This window comes from Ancylobacter polymorphus (assembly GCF_030813495.1).
In the GTDB taxonomy this organism is placed as follows: Bacteria; Pseudomonadota; Alphaproteobacteria; order Rhizobiales; family Xanthobacteraceae; genus Ancylobacter; species Ancylobacter polymorphus.
Genome location: NZ_JAUSUI010000005.1, coordinates 44,088 through 60,673, shown reverse-complemented (window position 1 = coordinate 60,673; position 16,586 = coordinate 44,088). Strand labels below are relative to the sequence as shown.

Here is a 16,586-nt window from a genome sequence, read left to right as displayed (position 1 = left end):
ATGGGAGCTCTTTCCAAGAAGATGCTGCTGGGCTCGGCCATGGCCGTGGCGCTCGTGGCGGGTTCGGCCGGCGCGCTGATGGCGCAGAACAAGCCTGTCATCGCCACCGTGGTCAAGATCAGCGGCATTCCGTGGTTCGACCGTATGGAAACCGGCGTGAAGCTGTTCCAGAAGGAAAACCCCGATGTGGTCGCCACCCAGTACGGCCCGGCGACGGCGGATGCCGCCCAGCAGCTGCAGATCGTCACCGATCTCGTCGCGAAGGGCGTGAACGGCCTCGCCGTTGTGCCGATGGATCCGTCCGTGCTCGAAGGCACGCTCAAGCGCGCCATGGATCGCGGCATCATCGTCGTGACCCATGAGGCCGACAACCAGAAGAACACCCATGCCGATGTCGAGGCCTTCGACAATGCCGATTACGGCAAGGCGCTGAACGAGCGCCTGGCGCAGTGCATGGGCGGCAAGGGCAAGTGGACCACCTTCGTCGGTTCGCTCGGCAGCCGCACGCATATGCAGTGGGTCGGCGCCGGCGAGGCCAATGCCAAGAACCACCCTGACATGGTGCTGGTCGACGCGAACAATGAATCGTTCGACGACGCCAACGCCACCTATGAGAAGGCCAAGGAAATCCTGCGCAAGCACCCGGACATCAAGGGCTTCCAGACCTCGGCCGGCAATGACGTGCTCGGCGTCGGCCGCGCCATCGACGAGGCGGGCCTCTCGGGCAAGGTGTGCCTGGTCGGCACCGGCCTGCCGAACCCCTCGGCGGACCTCCTGGAATCCGGCGCCATCACCGCCATCGGCTTCTGGGACCCGCAGAAGGCCGGCATGGCGATGAATTCGGTCGCCAAGAGCCTGATCGCCGGCAAGAAGATCGAGGACGGCGCCAATCTCGGCGTGCCGGGCTATGAGAAGGTGAAGGTCACCAAGGGGCCGGGCGAAGGCGTGCTGATCATCGGCAACGGCATGGTTCTGGCCGACAAGAACAACTACAAGGAATACCTCTTCTGATCCCCTGACCAACCGGACTTCCGCAGGCGCCGCGCGCGCCTGCGGAAGGCTCTCCCACGCGCCTGCGGCCGCTTTTCACCGCGCCGTTCCGCCGCGCCGCCCATCGACGAAGGGGTCCCACGTGTCCCACGGTTCCGTGTCCAACGCTCCGGTCTCCCGGGACACCGCTCCCCGCGCGTTCCTGGAACTGCGCGGCATTCACAAGCGCTTCGGCGGCGTGCACGCGCTGCGCGGCGTCGGCTTTTCCATCGTGCCGGGCGAGGCCTATCATCTCCTCGGCGAGAATGGCTGCGGCAAGAGTACCGTCATCAAGATCATGTCCGGCGCCCATGCCCCGGACGAGGGCGAGATCGTGCTGGAGGGGCGCAGCTTCCGCGCGCTCAACCCCATCCAGTCGCTCGCTGCCGGGATCGAGACCGTCTACCAGGACCTCTCCCTGCTGCCGAACCTGACTGTGGCGGAAAATGTCGCGCTGAATGAGCAGCTTGTCGCCCATGGCGGCCGGCTCGCGCGGCTGTTCGACCGCGGCCGGCTGCGGCGTACCGCCGAGGCGGCGCTGGAGGTGGTGGGGCTGCCGGCGGCGCCGGCCTATCTCTCCGCCATCGTTTCCGACCTGCCGCTGGCGCAGCGCCAGCTGGTCGCCATCGCCCGTGCCATCGCCACCAAGGCGAAGATGGTGATCATGGACGAGCCGACCACCTCGCTCACCCGCCGCGAGGTCGACAATCTGATCGCCGTGGTCGAGCGGCTGCGCTCGGAAGGCGTGGCGGTGCTGTTCGTCACCCACAAGCTGGACGAGTGCTACCGCATCGGCGGCCATGCCATCGTGTTCCGCGACGGGCAGTGCGTCGGGCAGGGGCCGCTGGCCAACTACACCAAGCACCAGCTCACCGAGATGATGACCGGCCGCCATATTGACGGCGCGCGCTACCGCACCGGGGCGCCGCTGGCGGAAGAACTGTTCGCGGCGGAAGGGCTGGCGCTGCCGCCGAGCCTCGGCCGGGTGAGCTTCAGCCTGCGGCGGGGCGAAATCCTCGGCATTACCGGCCTTGCCGATTCCGGCCGCAACGAGCTTGCCACCGCCATTGCCGGCGTCACCCCGGCGGCGGAAGGCGCCATCCGCATCGACGGCAAGGTCCAGCGGATCGGCCATCCCGCGCAGGCGATCCGCCTCGGCATCGGCTATGTGCCGGAGGACCGGCTGGGCGAGGGGCTGTTCCTCGACAAGTCGATCTTCGAGAACGAGATCGCCCTTGTCGTGCAGGACCTCGCCAATGCGGTGGGCGTCGTCGACCGGGCGAAGGGCCGGGCGCTGGCGGACAAGATCTCAAAGGACATGCGCCTCAACACCGGCAATATCGACCTGCCGGTCGGGGCGCTCTCCGGCGGAAACCAGCAGCGCGTGCTGATCGGCCGCTGGCTCTCCATCCTGCCGAAACTGCTGGTGCTGCACGGGCCGACGGTCGGCGTCGATGTCGGCTCCAAGGACACGATCTACAAGGTGATCCAGCAACTCGCCGAGGCCGGCATGGGCCTTGTCATCGTCAGCGACGACCTGCCTGAGCTTCTGCAGAACTGCGACCGCATCCTCGTGATGAGCAATGGCCGCATCGTCGCCGAATGCGACGCCGCCCGCGCCACCGAGGAACAGCTCTATCAGGCCATGCTGGCGTCGCGGCCGCAGCCTTCCGCCTCGCCGGAGACGCTTTCATGAGCACCACATCCCCCACCGATGTCGCGGCGCTGCCCGTCGCCCCGCGCCGCCCGCTGCTGGAACTGGTGCGCCGGCGGCCGGAGGTCATCACCTTCGTGCTGCTGGTGGCGATCTGCGTGGCGGTGGCCATCGCCAATCCGGCCTTCCTGCAACCCTCCTCGCTGATCGATATCGGCCGCGCCAGCGTGGTGATGGGCCTGTTCGCGCTCGGCGTGTTCATCATTCTGGCGGCGGGCGGCATCGACGTGTCCTTCACCGCCATCGCCGCCTTCACCATGTATTCGCTCACCCTTCTGGTGAAGAACCACTTCCCCGACGCGCCGATGGCGCTGATCGTGCTGGCGGCGGTTATCGGCGGGGCGGGGCTCGGCGTGGTCAACGGCCTGCTGGTGCATTATCTGCGCGTGCCGTCGCTGATCGTCACCATCGGCACGCAATATCTGTTTCGCGGCATCCTGCTCGCCTTCATCGGCACGGTGTGGATCATGTCGCTGCCGCCGCAGATGGGCGCGTTCGGCCGCATGCCGCTGCTGCAGTTCGACGCCGCCGACGGGCGCACCATCACCCTGCCGTTCTATTTCCTCGTTCTGCCCATCGCCGCGCTGGTCACCTGGTGGATGCTCAACCGCACGCTGATGGGCCGCGCCATCTTCGCGGTCGGCGGCAATGCCAGCGTGGCCGAGCGGCTCGGCTACAATCTGCGGACCATCCACATCTTCCTGTTCGCCTATGCCGGCGGCCTCGCGGGCCTCGCCGGCATCATCCATACCTGCGCCAACCGGCAGGCGAACCCGTTCGATCTCGTCGGCAGCGAGATCAACGTCATCGCCGCCGTGGTGCTGGGCGGCGCGCGCATCACCGGCGGCACCGGCAGCGTGCTCGGCACGCTGCTGGGCGTGCTGCTGGTGGTGGTGGTGAACAGCGTGCTGGTCATGGTCGGCATTCCCTCCACCTGGCAGCGCGTGGTGGTGGGCGGATTCATCCTGCTGGCCGCCGCCTTCTTCGTGTTCAGCCAGAAGAAGACCTGAAACAGACGCCAAATAATGAGCTCAAGAGGACCGACATGAAGAAGTTTCTCAACGATCCCGCGCATTTCGTCGACGAGATGCTGGACGGCATCTACCGGGCTCATCCCCAGGTGACCTATGTGAACGACGACAAGCGCTGCCTCGTCGTCGCCGCGCGCAAGCCGGGCAAGGTGGGCATCGCCACCGGCGGCGGCTCCGGCCATCTGCCGCTGTTCCTCGGCTATGTCGGCGACAATATGCTCGACGGCTGCGCCGTGGGCGGCGTGTTCCAGTCGCCCAGCGCCGACCAGATGCACGAGGTGACCAAATACATCGATCAGGGCGCCGGCGTGCTCTACATCTATGGCAACTATACCGGCGACATCATCAATTTCGACATGGCCGCGGAGCTGGCCGACATTGACGGCATCACGGTGAAGCAGGTCATCGGCAATGACGATGTCGCCTCCTCCGTCGTCGGCGAGGAGCACAAGCGGCGCGGCGTCGCCGGCATCTTCTTCGTTTACAAGGTGGCGGGCGCGGCGGCCGCCAACATGCTCTCGCTCGATGAGGTGACCCGTCTCGCCGACAAGGCGCGGGCGAATGTGCGCACCATCGGCGTCGCGCTGTCGAGCTGCGTGGTGCCGGAGGTCGGCCACGCCACCTTCTCGGTCGGTGAGGACGAGATGGAAATCGGCATGGGCATCCATGGCGAGCCGGGCATCGGCCGCACCAAGCTCGCCCCGGCCGACGCGGTGGTGGACGAGATGATGCAGCGCATCTTCGCCGAACTGCCCGCCGGCAACGGCGACGAGTTCGCGGTACTGGTGAACGGTCTCGGCGGCACGCCGAAGGAAGAACTCTACATCCTGTTCCGCCGGGTGTCGCAGCTGTTCGAGGAACGCGGCGCCAAGGTCAAGCATGTCTGGATCGGCGAGTTCGCCACGGCGATGGAAATGGCCGGCGCCTCCATTTCGGTGCTGAAGCTCGACGCCGAACTCGACCCGCTGGTCGCCGCGCCGGTCCACACGCCGTTCTTCTCCCACATCAAGGCCTGAGGTTTGCGCATGGACGCGCTCCGCGCCGATGATCTGATCGGCCTTTTCCAGCGCTGGCGCGACATGTTCGCCGCGCAGCGCGAGTTCCTGATCGCGCTCGACGGCAAGGTCGGCGACAGCGATCTCGGCATCACCATGGCGAAGTCCTTCGCCGCCGCCGCCGACACGGTGACGGCGGAAGGGCCGGCGGCGGGGATCACCAAGCTGCTGCGCTCCGCCGGCGCGATCATGGCCAAGACCGCGCCCTCCACCATGGGCACGCTCACCGCCACCGGCTTCCTGCGCGGCGCCAAGGCGCTGGAGGGGGCGGAGGCGATCGGCACGCCTGAGGCGGCCGCGTTCTGGCGCGCCTTCGCCACCGGCATCGCCGAGCGCGGCAAGGCCAAGCTCGGCGACAAGACCATTCTCGACGTGCTCGACCCGGTGGCCGGCGCGCTGGAACAGGCGGCGGCTTCCGGCCTCGCCCTTGCGGCGGCGCTGAAGGCCGCCAGCGATGCCGCCGAGGCGGCGCTGGAGCGCACCAAGACCATGGTGGCGCAGCATGGCAAGGCCGCGGCGTTTCAGGAAAAGACGGTGGGGCTTCAGGATGCCGGCGCGACCGTCGGCGCGCTGCTCGTCGCAACCATGAGCGATTTCGTGGCGGACTAGCCACGGCGGCTCCCGGCCGGCGCGGTTCTCAGCCGACCGGGGGCACCACCAGCGCCGGCGGGGCGAGCACGAACTCGTCCAGCACCACCCGTCCGGCTTCGAGACGGGCGCGGCCATCGGCGACCATGCGCAGCGCGGCGGGGTAGATCACATGCTCCTGTGCCAGCACGCGGGCGCCGAGCGTCTCCGGCGTATCCGCATCCAGCACCGGCACGGCGGCCTGCATGAGGATGGGGCCGACATCCATTTCCGGCGTGACGAAATGCACCGTGCAGCCATGGATGCGCACGCCCTCGGCCAGCGCCCGCTCATGCGTATGCAGGCCCTTGAAGCTCGGCAGCAGCGCCGGGTGGATGTTGATCATCCGCCCCGCCCATTTCTCCACGAAGGGCGCGGTGAGCAGCCGCATGAAGCCGGCGAGGCAGACGAGGTCCGCCTGTTCCTCCACAAGCACCGCGTCGAGCGCGGCATCGAAGGCGGCGCGGTCGGCATGGGCCTTGTGGTCGACGGTGCGGGTGGGGATGTTGCAGGCCTGCGCGCGGGCAAGGCCGTGCGCGTCCGGGCGGTTGGAGATCACCACCGCGATCTCGGCCGGGAAGTCCGGCGCCGCCGCCGCCTCGATCAGCGACATCATGTTGGAGCCGCGCCCGGAGATGAGGACGGCCACGCGGGGTTTGGTCATGGCGTCGCCCGGCTCAGAGCGGCGTGTCGAGGGCGAGCGTGCCGTCATAGACGGTGTGGGCCGCGCCTTCGCCCGGCTCGATGGCGCCGAGATGCACCACCTGCTCGCCGGCATTGGCGAAGGCGTCCGCCACCGTCTCCGCGTCTTCCGGCGCGCAGACCACCACCATGCCGATGCCGCAATTGAAGGCGCGCAGCATCTCTTCCGGCGCCACCTTGCCGACCTGCGCCAGCCAGCGGAACACCGGCGGCACGGGCAGGCCGTCGAGGTCGATACGCCCGACCGTGTTCTTCGGCAGCACGCGCGGCAGGTTCTCGGTGAGGCCGCCGCCGGTGATGTGGGCGAGCGCCTTGACCTTGCCGGTGGAGCGGATGGCGGCCAGCGCCGATTTCACATAAAGCCGCGTCGGGGTCAGCAGCGCTTCGCCCAGCGCCTTTTCCGGCGCGAAGGGGGCGGGCGCGTCCCAGGCGAGGCCCGAGACCTCGACGATGCGGCGCACCAGCGAATAACCGTTGGAATGCACGCCGGACGAGGCGAGGCCGAGCAGCACGTCGCCGGGGCGGACATTGGGCGAGGGCAGCAGCTCGCCGCGTTCCACCGCGCCGACGGAGAAGCCGGCGAGATCGTAATCGCCTTCCGCATACATGCCCGGCATTTCCGCCGTCTCGCCGCCGATCAGCGCGCAGCCCGATTCCTGGCAGCCCCGGGCGATGCCGGCGACGATGGTGGCGCCCACTTCGGGGGCCAGCTTGCCGGTGGCGAAATAGTCGAGGAAGAACAGCGGCTCGGCGCCCTGCACCACGAGATCGTTGACGCACATGGCCACCAGGTCGATGCCGATGGTCTCGTGCCGTCCGGTCTCGATGGCGATCTTCAGCTTGGTGCCGACGCCGTCGGTGGTGGCGACGATGAGCGGGTCCTTGAAGCCGGCGGCCTTGGGGTCGAACACGCCGCCGAAGCCGCCAATGTCCGCATCCGCGCCCGGCCGGCGGGTCGCCTTGACCAGCGGCTTGATGAGATCGACCAGCCGGTTGCCGGCGTCGATGTCGACGCCCGCATCGCGATAGCTGAGTCCCTTGTCCGTACCGGTCATCGCATGCCCTCTAGGAATGGTGGCGGATTAGCCGCTTATGCCGCGGCGGGCAAGCTCGCGCGCGGTTTTCCCGCTCACGCCCGCCGTCCGGCATGGTCGATGCCAAGCGCAATGAGGCCGGCGGCCAGCCCCCAGAAGGCGGAGCCGAGCCCGAACAGCGACAGGCCGGAAGCGGTGACGGCCAGCGTCAGCACGGCGGGGAAGCGCTTGGCCGCGTCGCCCATCGCCGAGCCCAGCGCATTGACCAGCGGGCCGAGCAGAGCGAGGCCGGCGAAGGTCGCCACCAGTTCGCGCGGCAGCGCGGCGATCAGCGCCACCGCCCCGGCGCCGCAGGCGGCGAGCACGAGATAGGTCAGCGCATAGAACGGCGTCGCCAGCCAGCGCTTTGCCGGGTCGGGATGGGTGTCCGGCCCGGTGCAGATGGAGGCGGTGATGGCGGCGAGGTTGCTGGTGAGCGAGCCGATAGGCGCCGTTATCAGCGAGGCGAGGGCGGTGGAGGCGAGGATGGAGGGCGCCGGCGGCTTGTAGCCCGCCGCCTGCAGCACCGCGAAGCCCGGCAGGTTCTGCGAGGCCATGGTGACGATGTAGAGCGGGATGCCGACACCGATCAGCGATTGCAGGTCGAAACGCGGCACGATCAGTTCAACGCTCGGCCACGGCACGCCATCGGGCAGCGGGCCGACGCGGCCGAGGACGAAGGCCAGCGCGATGCCGAGCACCAGCACCGCGAGCACCGCGCCGAAGGGCGAGATGCGCCGCGCCACCAGGAACAGCAGCACCAGCGGCAGCACCAGCAGCGGGTCGGCCTGCCCGGCGGTGAACACGCCGGTGCAGAAGCGGAACAGCACGCCCGCCAGCATCGCGGCGGCGATCGCTACCGGCAGGCGCTGCACCAGCGCGCCGAGCGGCTTCACCGCGGCGGTGACGAGAATGAGCGCGCCGGCGACCAGGAAGGCGCCCACGGCGGGCTCGATGGTGAGGCCGTGCGAGGCGGCGATCAGCGCCGCGCCGGGCGTGGTCCAGGCGGTGATGATCGGCATGCGGTGGCGCCAGCCGAGCCAGGCGGAGGTGAACGCCATGGACAGGCACAGGCCGATGACGCCTGACGTGATCTGCCCCGGCGTCGCCCCCAGCGCCTGCGCCGCCGCGACGATGAGGGTGAGCGTGCCGCCGAAGCCGACAAGCGCGGCGACGATGCCAGAGGTGACGAGCGAGGAACGCATGGGATCATCCGAACGCTGCGCCGGGCCGGCGCGACGCCGCCTTTTGACATGCGCAGCCGGCGCCGTCATCAGGGCGCTCACGCCGGCGAAAGCTGCCCCAGCGGAATGAACTCGGGGGACTGCGCACCGTCTGGGCCCCCGTGCCAGTCGCCGAACCAGCGTTCCACCGACAGCCCGGCCTCCGCGATCCGCTCCTCAAGCACGGCGCGCGGCGTGAAACGGATGCGGCTCTGTGCGCTCAGGGTGCGCCCGTCGGCGAGGCGGTAATAGGTGCCGTAGGTGACGATGCCTGACGCCTCGTCGCAAATGGCGCTGTTCCACGCTTCCACCCTTCCATGGGCGGGGTGATCGACCCAGCGGCGCGAATTGTGCGGCTGCCATTCCTCCCATTCCCGGACGGCCGGGTTGCGGGCGTCGAACACGAAGCGCCCGCCCGGCGCCAGATGGGCGGCGATGGTGGCGAGCGCGGCGCGCTGGTCGTCATCGGTGAGAAAGACCTGGAAGGCATGCCCGGTCAGCATCACCAGATCGAAGCGCCGGCCGAGGCGCAGCGTGCGGGCGTCCGCCGCGATCCATTCGGCGCCTTCCGCCCCCGGACGGGCCCGGGCCACGTCCAGCATCGCGCCCGCCGGATCGACGCCGACGCGCACGGGGTTGGAGAGCCCCGCCAGCAGCGCCCCCGTGCCGCAGCCGAGATCGAGCACGGAGCGTGCGCCGCGCGCGAGGGCGGCGCAGAAAGCGTGGTCCGCGCCGCCGTCATTCTCGGCATCGTAGAAGGCGACCAGCGACGGATCGGTATAGAGCGGGTCTTCCATCCTGCGCCTCCTTCAGCGGACCCCCGCCTTGTGCCACGGCGGAACGCGCTGGGCCATGCCGGCGTTGGAACCGTGCTGTGAATGGCGGGGGCAGCGGTGGCACTCGCGGCGCTTGTGCATCGCACGCGCGTCGTTTTTCTGTATTTATATGCGCGAAGCACCGCCGCGAGGCGCGGGTCGGGCGAGAGGCGGTTTGACGTATGGCGTGGCACAAGCAGGTGACGTTCTGGCTGACCATGCTCGGCCTGTTCATCGCGGCCGCGTGGCTGCTGTCCAGCGTGCTCCTGCCCTTCGTCGCCGGCCTCGCTCTGGCCTATTTCCTCAACCCGGTGACGACCTGGCTGCAACGGCGCGGCGTGAACCGTCTGGTGGCCTCGCTGGCGACGATCACGCTCACCCTGCTGCTGGGCATATTGCTCATGCTGCTGGTGCTGCCGATCTTCGGCTCGCAGCTGGCCGCCTTCATCCAGCGCCTGCCGGAATATATCGGCAAGCTGCAGAATCTTTTGACCGGCGAGGGTGAGAGCGCGGCCTGGCTGCGCGATTTCGTCGGCGACCGGCTGCCCAGCATCCAGTCCGGGGTGAATGAGCTGGTGTCGCAGGGCGCCGCCTATATGCTGACCCTGATCCAGGGGCTGTGGACCGGCGGGCAGGCGCTGCTCTCGGTGTTCTCGCTGCTGGTCATCACCCCGGTCGTGGCGTTCTACATTCTCAACGACTGGTACAGCATGGTGGCGAAGGTCGATTCCTGGCTGCCGGTGCGCCACCGCGCCACCATTCGCGACATTGCCGCGCAGATGGACGGCGCCATTGCCGGCTTCGTGCGCGGCCAGTCGCTGGTGTGCCTGATCCTCGGCAGCTTCTACGCCGTCAGCCTCACCATGACCGGGCTGAATTTCGGCTTCGTCATCGGCTTCGTCTCGGGGATCATCAGCTTCATCCCCTATGTCGGCTCGCTCACCGGGCTGGTGCTGGCCGCCGGCGTCGCCATCGTGCAGTTCTTCCCCGATTATTCGATGATCGCCATCGTCATCGGCATCTTCGTGTTCGGCCAGTTCGTCGAGGGCTACATTCTCTCGCCGAAGCTCGTGGGCGACAGTGTCGGCCTGCACCCGGTGTGGCTGATGTTCGCCCTGCTGGCCTTCGGCTATCTGCTCGGCTTCCTCGGCCTGCTGCTCGCCGTGCCGCTGGCGGCGGCGGTGGGCGTGCTGGTGCGCTTCGCCATCAACCAGTATCTGGAAAGCCCGCTCTATACCGGGGAGGGCGAGGACGAACGGCTCAGCGCCCCCGCGCCCGTGCCCTATCTCCCCGACAACCGGGTGCGCTGAGCATGGGCAGCCGCCAGCTCGCGCTCGACCTGCCGCATGCCGACAGCCGGTCGCGCGACGATTTCCTGCCCGGCCTCGCCAATGAGGCGGCGCTGGCGCTGATCGATTCCTGGCCGGACTGGCCGGCCCGCACCGTGGCGCTGGTGGGGCCGGCGGGTTCGGGCAAGTCGCATCTCGCCGCCATCTTCGCCGAAGCCTCCGGCGCGCCGATCCTCCCCGCTTCCGCGCTCGACATCGCCGCCGTGCCCGGACTGCTCGCCGGCGGCGCTCTGGTGCTGGAGGACCTCGGCACCGGGCCGGTGCCGGAGGCGGCGCTGTTCCATCTGCTCAATCTGGTGGGCGAGCAGAAGGCGAACCTGCTCATCACCTCCGCGCGGCTGCCCTCGGCGCTGTCGGAGGGCCTCGCCACCGCCGATCTCGCCTCGCGGCTGCGGGCGCTGCCGGTGGTGCGGCTCGGCGCGCCGGACGAGGAACTGCTGGCGGCGGTGGCGGTGAAGCTTTTCGCCGACCGTCAGATCCTGCCCGACGAGGCGCTGCTCGCTTATCTGCTGCCGCGCGTCGAGCGCTCCATCGCCGGGCTGCGCGACGTGGTGGCCGAACTCGACCGCGAGGCGCTGGCACGCAAGCGCCCGCTGACCCGCGCGCTGGTGGCCACGCTTCTGCGCGAGCGGGCCGGTGCCTCCAGCGAGGCCGGGCCGGACGAGCGAGACATCCCCTTTAACGACTTGACCACGGGTTAATACCGACATGTCATCCAGCCGTCATGTTGCCCGGCGACCTTCGCGCCGGCCGAAGCGGGCCCCCCGCAAAGAGGATGGAGTGCCGACGGTGAGCGAGACGGAAACGCCGGTGGAACAGCTTGTCGAACTGACCGAAATGGCCATCCAGCCGACGGTACCCCCGCGGCCCCTGGAGGACGAGTTGATGAAGTCGCCCGAGCGCTTCATCAACCGCGAGCTGTCCTGGCTCGAATTCAACCGCCGCGTGCTGGAAGAGGCCGCCAACACCGAGCACCCGATGCTCGAACAGCTGCGCTTCCTCTCCATCTCGGCCAATAATCTCGACGAGTTCTTCATGGTCCGCGTCGCCGGCCTGAAGGAGCAGGTGCGCGAGGGCTACACGGTGCGCAGCCCGGACGGGCTGAACCCGGTGGAACAGCTCGCCCGCATCGGCGCGGCGGCGGCCGAACTCGCCGAGGACCAGCAGGCCCGCTGGCGCGACCTGCGCCAGTCGCTGATCGGCTGCGGTATCGTGCTGGTGGACGGCGCCGATGTGGAGCGCGCCGACCGGGCGGTGCTGGACGATTTCTTCCTCGCCCATGTGTTCCCGGTGCTGACCCCGCTCGCCATCGATCCGGCGCATCCTTTCCCGTTCATTCCCAATCTTGGCTTCTCGCTGGCGCTGCAGCTCGCGCGCATCCATGACGGGCGGGCGATGAACGCGCTCATCCGCGTGCCGGCCAAGATCGACCGCTTCATCCGCCTGCCGGACGGCGAGGGCGGGGTGCAGCGCTTCATCACCCTCGAACAGATGATCGGCCTGTTCATCGGCCGCCTGTTCCCGGGCTATCAGGTGAAGGGGCAGGGCGGCTTCCGCGTCATCCGCGACAGCGATCTCGAAGTCGAGGAAGAGGCCGAGGACCTGATGCGCCAGTTCGAGACGGCGCTGAAGCGCCGCCGGCTGGGGCAGGTGATCCGGCTGGAGGTCGACGCCTCCATGCCCGAGGAACTGCGCGTCTTCGTCGCCCGCGAGCTCGGCGTGGCCGGGGACGAGGTGTTCCTGGTCGACGGCGTGCTGGCGCTGAACGAGTTCAGCCAGCTCGTCGGCATCGACCGGCCGGACCTGAAGTTCAAGCCGTATAATCCGCGCTTCCCCGAGCGGATCCGCGACCATGCCGGCGACTGCTTCGCCGCCATCCGCGAGAAGGACCTCGTGGTCCACCACCCCTATGAATCCTTCGACGTGGTGGTGCAGTTCCTGCGCCAGGCGGCGCGCGACCCGAACGTCGTCGCCATCAAGCAGACGCTCTACCGCACCTCTTCCGACAGCCCCATCGTCAAGGCGCTGGCCGAGGCGGCCGAGGCCGGCAAGTCGGTGACGGCGCTGGTGGAGCTGAAGGCGCGCTTCGACGAGGAAGCCAATATCCGCTGGGCGCGCGATCTGGAGCGGGCCGGCGTGCAGGTGGTGTTCGGCTTCCTGGAGCTGAAGACCCACGCCAAGCTCTCGCTGGTGGTGCGCCGCGAGGGTGGCGCGCTGGCGAGCTACTGCCATGTCGGCACGGGCAATTATCACCCGATCACCGCCCGCATCTACACCGACCTGTCCTTCTTCACCGCCGACCCCGCGATCGGGCGCGACGTGGCGCGCATCTTCAACTTCATCACCGGCTATGCCGAGCCGGTGGAGCTGGAAGCGCTGGCCATCGCCCCGCTGACGCTGAAGAAGCGCATCCTCGACCATATCAATGGCGAGGTGGAATTCGCCGAGGCCGGCAAGCCGGCGGCGATCTGGCTGAAGATGAACTCGCTGGTCGACCCGATGATCATCGACGCGCTCTACCGCGCCAGCCAGGCGGGCGTGCCGATCGACATCGTGGTGCGCGGCATCTGCTGCCTGCGCCCGGGCGTTCCCGGCCTGTCGGAGAATATCCGCGTCAAGTCCATCGTCGGCCGCTTCCTGGAGCATGAGCGCATCTATTGCTTCGGCAATGGCCACGGCCTGCCGCATGCGGACGCCGCCGTCTACATCTCCTCGGCCGACCTGATGCCGCGCAATCTCGACCGCCGCGTCGAATCGCTGTGCCCGATCACCAACCCGACGGTGCACATGCAGATCCTCGACCAGATCATGGTCGCCAACCTGCAGGACAACCAGCAGAGCTGGCGGGTGTTGCCCGATGGCTCGTCGCAGCGCATAGTTCCCGGCGAGGGCGAGGAAAAATTCAACGCCCAGCAATATTTCATGACCAATCCGAGCCTGTCGGGACGTGGTAAGTCGCTCAAGGAATCCTCGCCCCGAAACCTCCTGCGCCGTCGCGAACGGACGTGAGCGCATGAGCGAAGCCTTGCGTGATGCCGGACACGGCTTGTTGTCCGGCATGTCTATCGCCGTCATCGATATCGGTTCCAACTCCGTCCGCCTCGTCGTCTATGAGCGCCTGTCGCGCTCGCCGACGCCGATCTTCAACGAGAAGGCCTCCTGCGGGCTCGGCCGGGAGGTGCTGACCACCGGCCGGCTGAACCCCGACGCGGTGGAGAAGGCGCTCGCCGCCCTGCGCCGCTTCCGGGTGCTGTGCGACCGCATGGGGGTGGGCACGCTCTATGTGCTCGCCACCGCGGCGGCGCGCGATGCCTCGAACGGGCCGGATTTCGTCAATGCCTGCCGCGAGATCTGCCGCACCGAGGTGGAGGTGCTCTCCGGCAAGCGCGAGGCGCAGCTTTCCGCGCTCGGCATTCTCTCCGGCGTGCATCACGCCAATGGCGTGGTCGGCGATCTCGGCGGCGGCTCGCTGGAACTGGCCGACCTGCACGGCCAACGCATCGGCTCCGGCGTCACCTTTCCGCTTGGCGGCCTCGCCTTGCAGGACACGTCCGGCCGCTCGCTGAAAAAGGCCGACAAGATCGTCAAGGACCTGCTGGCCAAGGACCCGCATCTCGAACATCTCAGGGGCCGCACCTTCTACGCCGTGGGCGGCACCTGGCGCGCTCTGGCGCGGCTGCACATGTTCCAGCGCGGCTATCCCCTGCATGTGATGCACGGCTACATCATTCCCGCGCGCGAGGCGCTGGAATTCTGCCGGCTGGTGCGGCAGGTGCCGATCGACACGCTCTCGCGCATCGACACGGTGTCGGATGTGCGCCGGCCACTGCTGCCCTATGGCGCGCTGGTGCTGGAACATGTGATCCGCATCGGCAAGCCGGCCAATGTCTTCATCTCGGCGCAGGGCGTGCGCGAGGGGCTGCTCTATGAGCTTCTCAGCGAGGAAGACCGCAGCCTCGATCCGCTGATCTCCGCCGCCGCCGAACTGAACGAGGTCCGCGCCCGCTCCCCCGCCCATGGCTGGGAACTCATCGACTGGACCGACCAGTTCATGAAATCCAGCCACATCGACGAAAGCCTGGAAGAGAAGCGGCTGCGCCATGCCGCCTGCCTGCTTTCCGACATCAGCTGGCGGGCGCATCCCGATTATCGCGGCGAGCAGAGCCTCAATCTCATCGCCCACGCCTCCTTCATCGGCGTCGACCATCCCGGCCGCGCCTTCCTGGCGCTCGCCATCTATTACCGGCATGTCGGGCTGGTGGACGAAGACCTGTCGCCGCGCATCCGCGAGCTGGTCTCGGCCCGGCTCCTGGACCGGGCGAGGATTCTCGGCGCGGCGATGCGGGTGGGCTACATCCTCTCCGCCGCCATGCCGGGCACGCTGCCGCTGACGCCGCTGACGGTGGAGCGCGGCAAGCTCTCGCTCCAGTTGCGCGGCGAACTCGCCCCGCTCAGCGGCGACCGCATCGCCAGCCGCCTGCGCACGCTCGGCCGGCTGATCGGACGCGAATCGGTGGTCGTCGCCGGCTAGTCTTGCCGACGGTAGCGGGGTCTGGATTTGTCGGCCCGCTCCCGTTCGCGCCTTTCCGGTGCGCTGATGTCACCGGAAAGGCGCGAACGGCCTCGGTCTGCGCCATTCCTGCCGCAAAACCGCTAGGCACTTTTGCCGGAATTGCTCTAGAAGCCGGCCGGATGCGCAATCTGCGCCGGCGGGGGCCGTTCCGTGCTTTCTCCTGATGACCACGCCACGGTCCGGCCGGCCGGCGGGCGCCCGCCCGCGCGGGTGCTTCTCGTCGCCTTGGAGGCGCGGCACATTTCCAGCTGCCGGCTGCCGGCCGCCTTCGCGGCGGCGGGGGCCGAACTGGCGGCGCTGGCGGCGCCAGACAGCCTGATGTTCCGTTCCCGCCACATCGCCACGCGCTTTCCGCTTGAGGCGACGCTGAACGCCCGGCGCCTGCGGGCACGGCTGGAGCGCGCGGTCGCCGCTTTCGCGCCGGACCTTCTCGTGCCATGCGACGAGCGCACGCTGTGGCTGATGGATCATCTCGCGGGCGAGGCCGGCCGCGCCGGCCTGGCGGCGCTCTCGCCGGGGCTGGCGGCCTGCCTTGCCCGCTCGCTCGGCCGGCTCGACACGCTGCCCGACCGCATCCACAAGCCGCTGACCCAGCGACTCGCGCGGGACATCGGCGTGCGGGCGCCGGTGGACATCCCGGCGGCGACGCTGGAGGAGGCGCGGGCGGCGGCGCTGCAGCTCGGCTACCCCGTCGTCGTCAAACGGCCGCGCAGCTGCGGCGGCAGCGGCGTCGCCATCTGCCGGACGCCGGAGGAACTCGACTCCATCGGTGCACGCTGGATGCGGCGCAAATCGCGCTGGCCCCGGCTCAAGGCCCGACTGCTGGAGCGGGACTGGATGACGCCGCCGAGCCAGGTGAGCGTGCAGTCTTATATTGAGGGGCGGCTGGCGGTGAGCTGCGCGGCGGCGATGGCGGGACGCACGCTCGGCGTGCTGACTGCCGTGGCCGAGCGGCGGACGCGCGACCTCCTGCCGGCCGATGTGCTGCGCTATGTGGCCCGGCCCGATCTCGTCGCCGCCTCGGCGGCGCTGGTGGCGGCGTTCGGCGCCTCGGGCTTCGTCTCGTTCGATTTCCTCATCGACGCGGAAGACCGGGCCTGGCTGCTCGAATGCAATGCCCGCCCGACGCCCGTGCTGCCTTTCGGTGCCCGCGCCGGGCTCGATCTGGCGGCGCTGCTGCTTGCCTATCTCCGCGCCCCGGCGGACGGGGAGGCCACGACGCCGCGCACCGTTGCCGAGGAGACCCGCGTGGCGCTGTTTCCGCAGGCGGTGATGCAAGGCCCGCCCGACGCCGAGCTGCGCGCGATTTGGCAGGCCGTGCCCTGGGACGAGCCGGAACTTCTGCGCGCGCTGCTGGTGGAGCTGCGGCTCGCCCGGCAAGGCGAGGAGTGAGAC

Annotated in this window: 14 protein-coding genes; 10 read left to right on the top strand and 4 right to left on the bottom strand. The window is 68.9% G+C overall.

The genetic code is table 11. From position 1 onward, the window contains the following. From J2S75_RS12180 to J2S75_RS12160, 5 genes are all read left to right on the top strand, one after another. The gene (locus tag J2S75_RS12180) at positions 1 to 1,011 is read left to right on the top strand and encodes a substrate-binding domain-containing protein (protein ID WP_307020133.1); all 1,011 of its coding nucleotides are present in this window, start codon (positions 1 to 3) and stop codon (positions 1,009 to 1,011) included. Positions 1,012 to 1,132: 121 nt separating this feature from the next. Then, on the top strand, positions 1,133 to 2,725 hold the full coding sequence (locus J2S75_RS12175; protein WP_307020132.1) for a sugar ABC transporter ATP-binding protein: 1,593 nt from the start codon (positions 1,133 to 1,135) through the stop codon (positions 2,723 to 2,725). Then, on the top strand, positions 2,722 to 3,753 hold the full coding sequence (locus tag J2S75_RS12170; protein WP_307020130.1) for an ABC transporter permease: 1,032 nt from the start codon (positions 2,722 to 2,724) through the stop codon (positions 3,751 to 3,753). Before J2S75_RS12175 ends, J2S75_RS12170 begins: the two co-directional genes overlap by 4 nt. Positions 3,754 to 3,788: 35 nt before the next feature. After that, entirely contained in the window at positions 3,789 to 4,790 is a 1,002-nt protein-coding gene (locus J2S75_RS12165) for a dihydroxyacetone kinase subunit DhaK (protein ID WP_307020128.1), read from the top strand. 9 nt (positions 4,791 to 4,799) lie between these two features. Beyond that, positions 4,800 to 5,438: a dihydroxyacetone kinase family protein gene (locus J2S75_RS12160; protein ID WP_307020127.1), complete on the top strand. Its 639-nt coding sequence runs from the start codon at positions 4,800 to 4,802 to the stop codon at positions 5,436 to 5,438. Between the two features lie 28 nt (positions 5,439 to 5,466). On the opposite strand, the gene purN is transcribed toward J2S75_RS12160, so the two are convergent. From purN to J2S75_RS12140, 4 genes are all read right to left on the bottom strand, one after another. Further along, complete coding sequence (gene purN, locus J2S75_RS12155; RefSeq protein ID WP_307020126.1) at positions 5,467 to 6,120, bottom strand: phosphoribosylglycinamide formyltransferase; 654 nt, start codon at positions 6,118 to 6,120, stop codon at positions 5,467 to 5,469. Between the two features lie 13 nt (positions 6,121 to 6,133). After that, positions 6,134 to 7,213 carry a phosphoribosylformylglycinamidine cyclo-ligase gene (gene purM, locus J2S75_RS12150; RefSeq protein ID WP_307020125.1) on the bottom strand — a complete coding sequence of 360 codons (1,080 nt, stop codon included), beginning with the start codon at positions 7,211 to 7,213 and terminating at the stop codon, positions 6,134 to 6,136. A gap of 74 nt (positions 7,214 to 7,287) precedes the next feature. Continuing rightward, positions 7,288 to 8,436 (bottom strand): benzoate/H(+) symporter BenE family transporter, encoded by a 1,149-nt coding sequence (locus J2S75_RS12145; RefSeq protein WP_307020124.1) that lies wholly within the window; start codon positions 8,434 to 8,436, stop codon positions 7,288 to 7,290. Positions 8,437 to 8,513: 77 nt separating this feature from the next. Continuing rightward, positions 8,514 to 9,251: a class I SAM-dependent methyltransferase gene (locus tag J2S75_RS12140; protein ID WP_307020123.1), complete on the bottom strand. Its 738-nt coding sequence runs from the start codon at positions 9,249 to 9,251 to the stop codon at positions 8,514 to 8,516. A 200-nt stretch (positions 9,252 to 9,451) separates the two neighbouring features. Here J2S75_RS12140 and J2S75_RS12135 point away from each other — a divergent pair, with 200 nt between their 5' ends. The 5 genes from J2S75_RS12135 to J2S75_RS12115 all read left to right on the top strand — a co-directional run bounded on the left by J2S75_RS12135 (position 9,452) and on the right by J2S75_RS12115 (position 16,583). Beyond that, entirely contained in the window at positions 9,452 to 10,579 is a 1,128-nt protein-coding gene (locus tag J2S75_RS12135) for an AI-2E family transporter (RefSeq protein ID WP_307020122.1), read from the top strand. A gap of 2 nt (positions 10,580 to 10,581) precedes the next feature. Continuing rightward, entirely contained in the window at positions 10,582 to 11,319 is a 738-nt protein-coding gene (locus J2S75_RS12130; protein WP_307020121.1) for a P-loop NTPase family protein, read from the top strand. A 136-nt stretch (positions 11,320 to 11,455) separates the two neighbouring features. Next, positions 11,456 to 13,627 carry an RNA degradosome polyphosphate kinase gene (locus tag J2S75_RS12125; RefSeq protein WP_307020560.1) on the top strand — a complete coding sequence of 724 codons (2,172 nt, stop codon included), beginning with the start codon at positions 11,456 to 11,458 and terminating at the stop codon, positions 13,625 to 13,627. Between the two features lie 4 nt (positions 13,628 to 13,631). Further along, a complete protein-coding gene (locus J2S75_RS12120) occupies positions 13,632 to 15,149 on the top strand; it encodes a Ppx/GppA phosphatase family protein (protein WP_307020119.1) in 1,518 nt (505 codons plus the stop codon). A 192-nt stretch (positions 15,150 to 15,341) separates the two neighbouring features. Then, entirely contained in the window at positions 15,342 to 16,583 is a 1,242-nt protein-coding gene (locus J2S75_RS12115) for an ATP-binding protein (protein WP_307020118.1), read from the top strand. Positions 16,584 to 16,586: the final 3 nt, after the last annotated feature.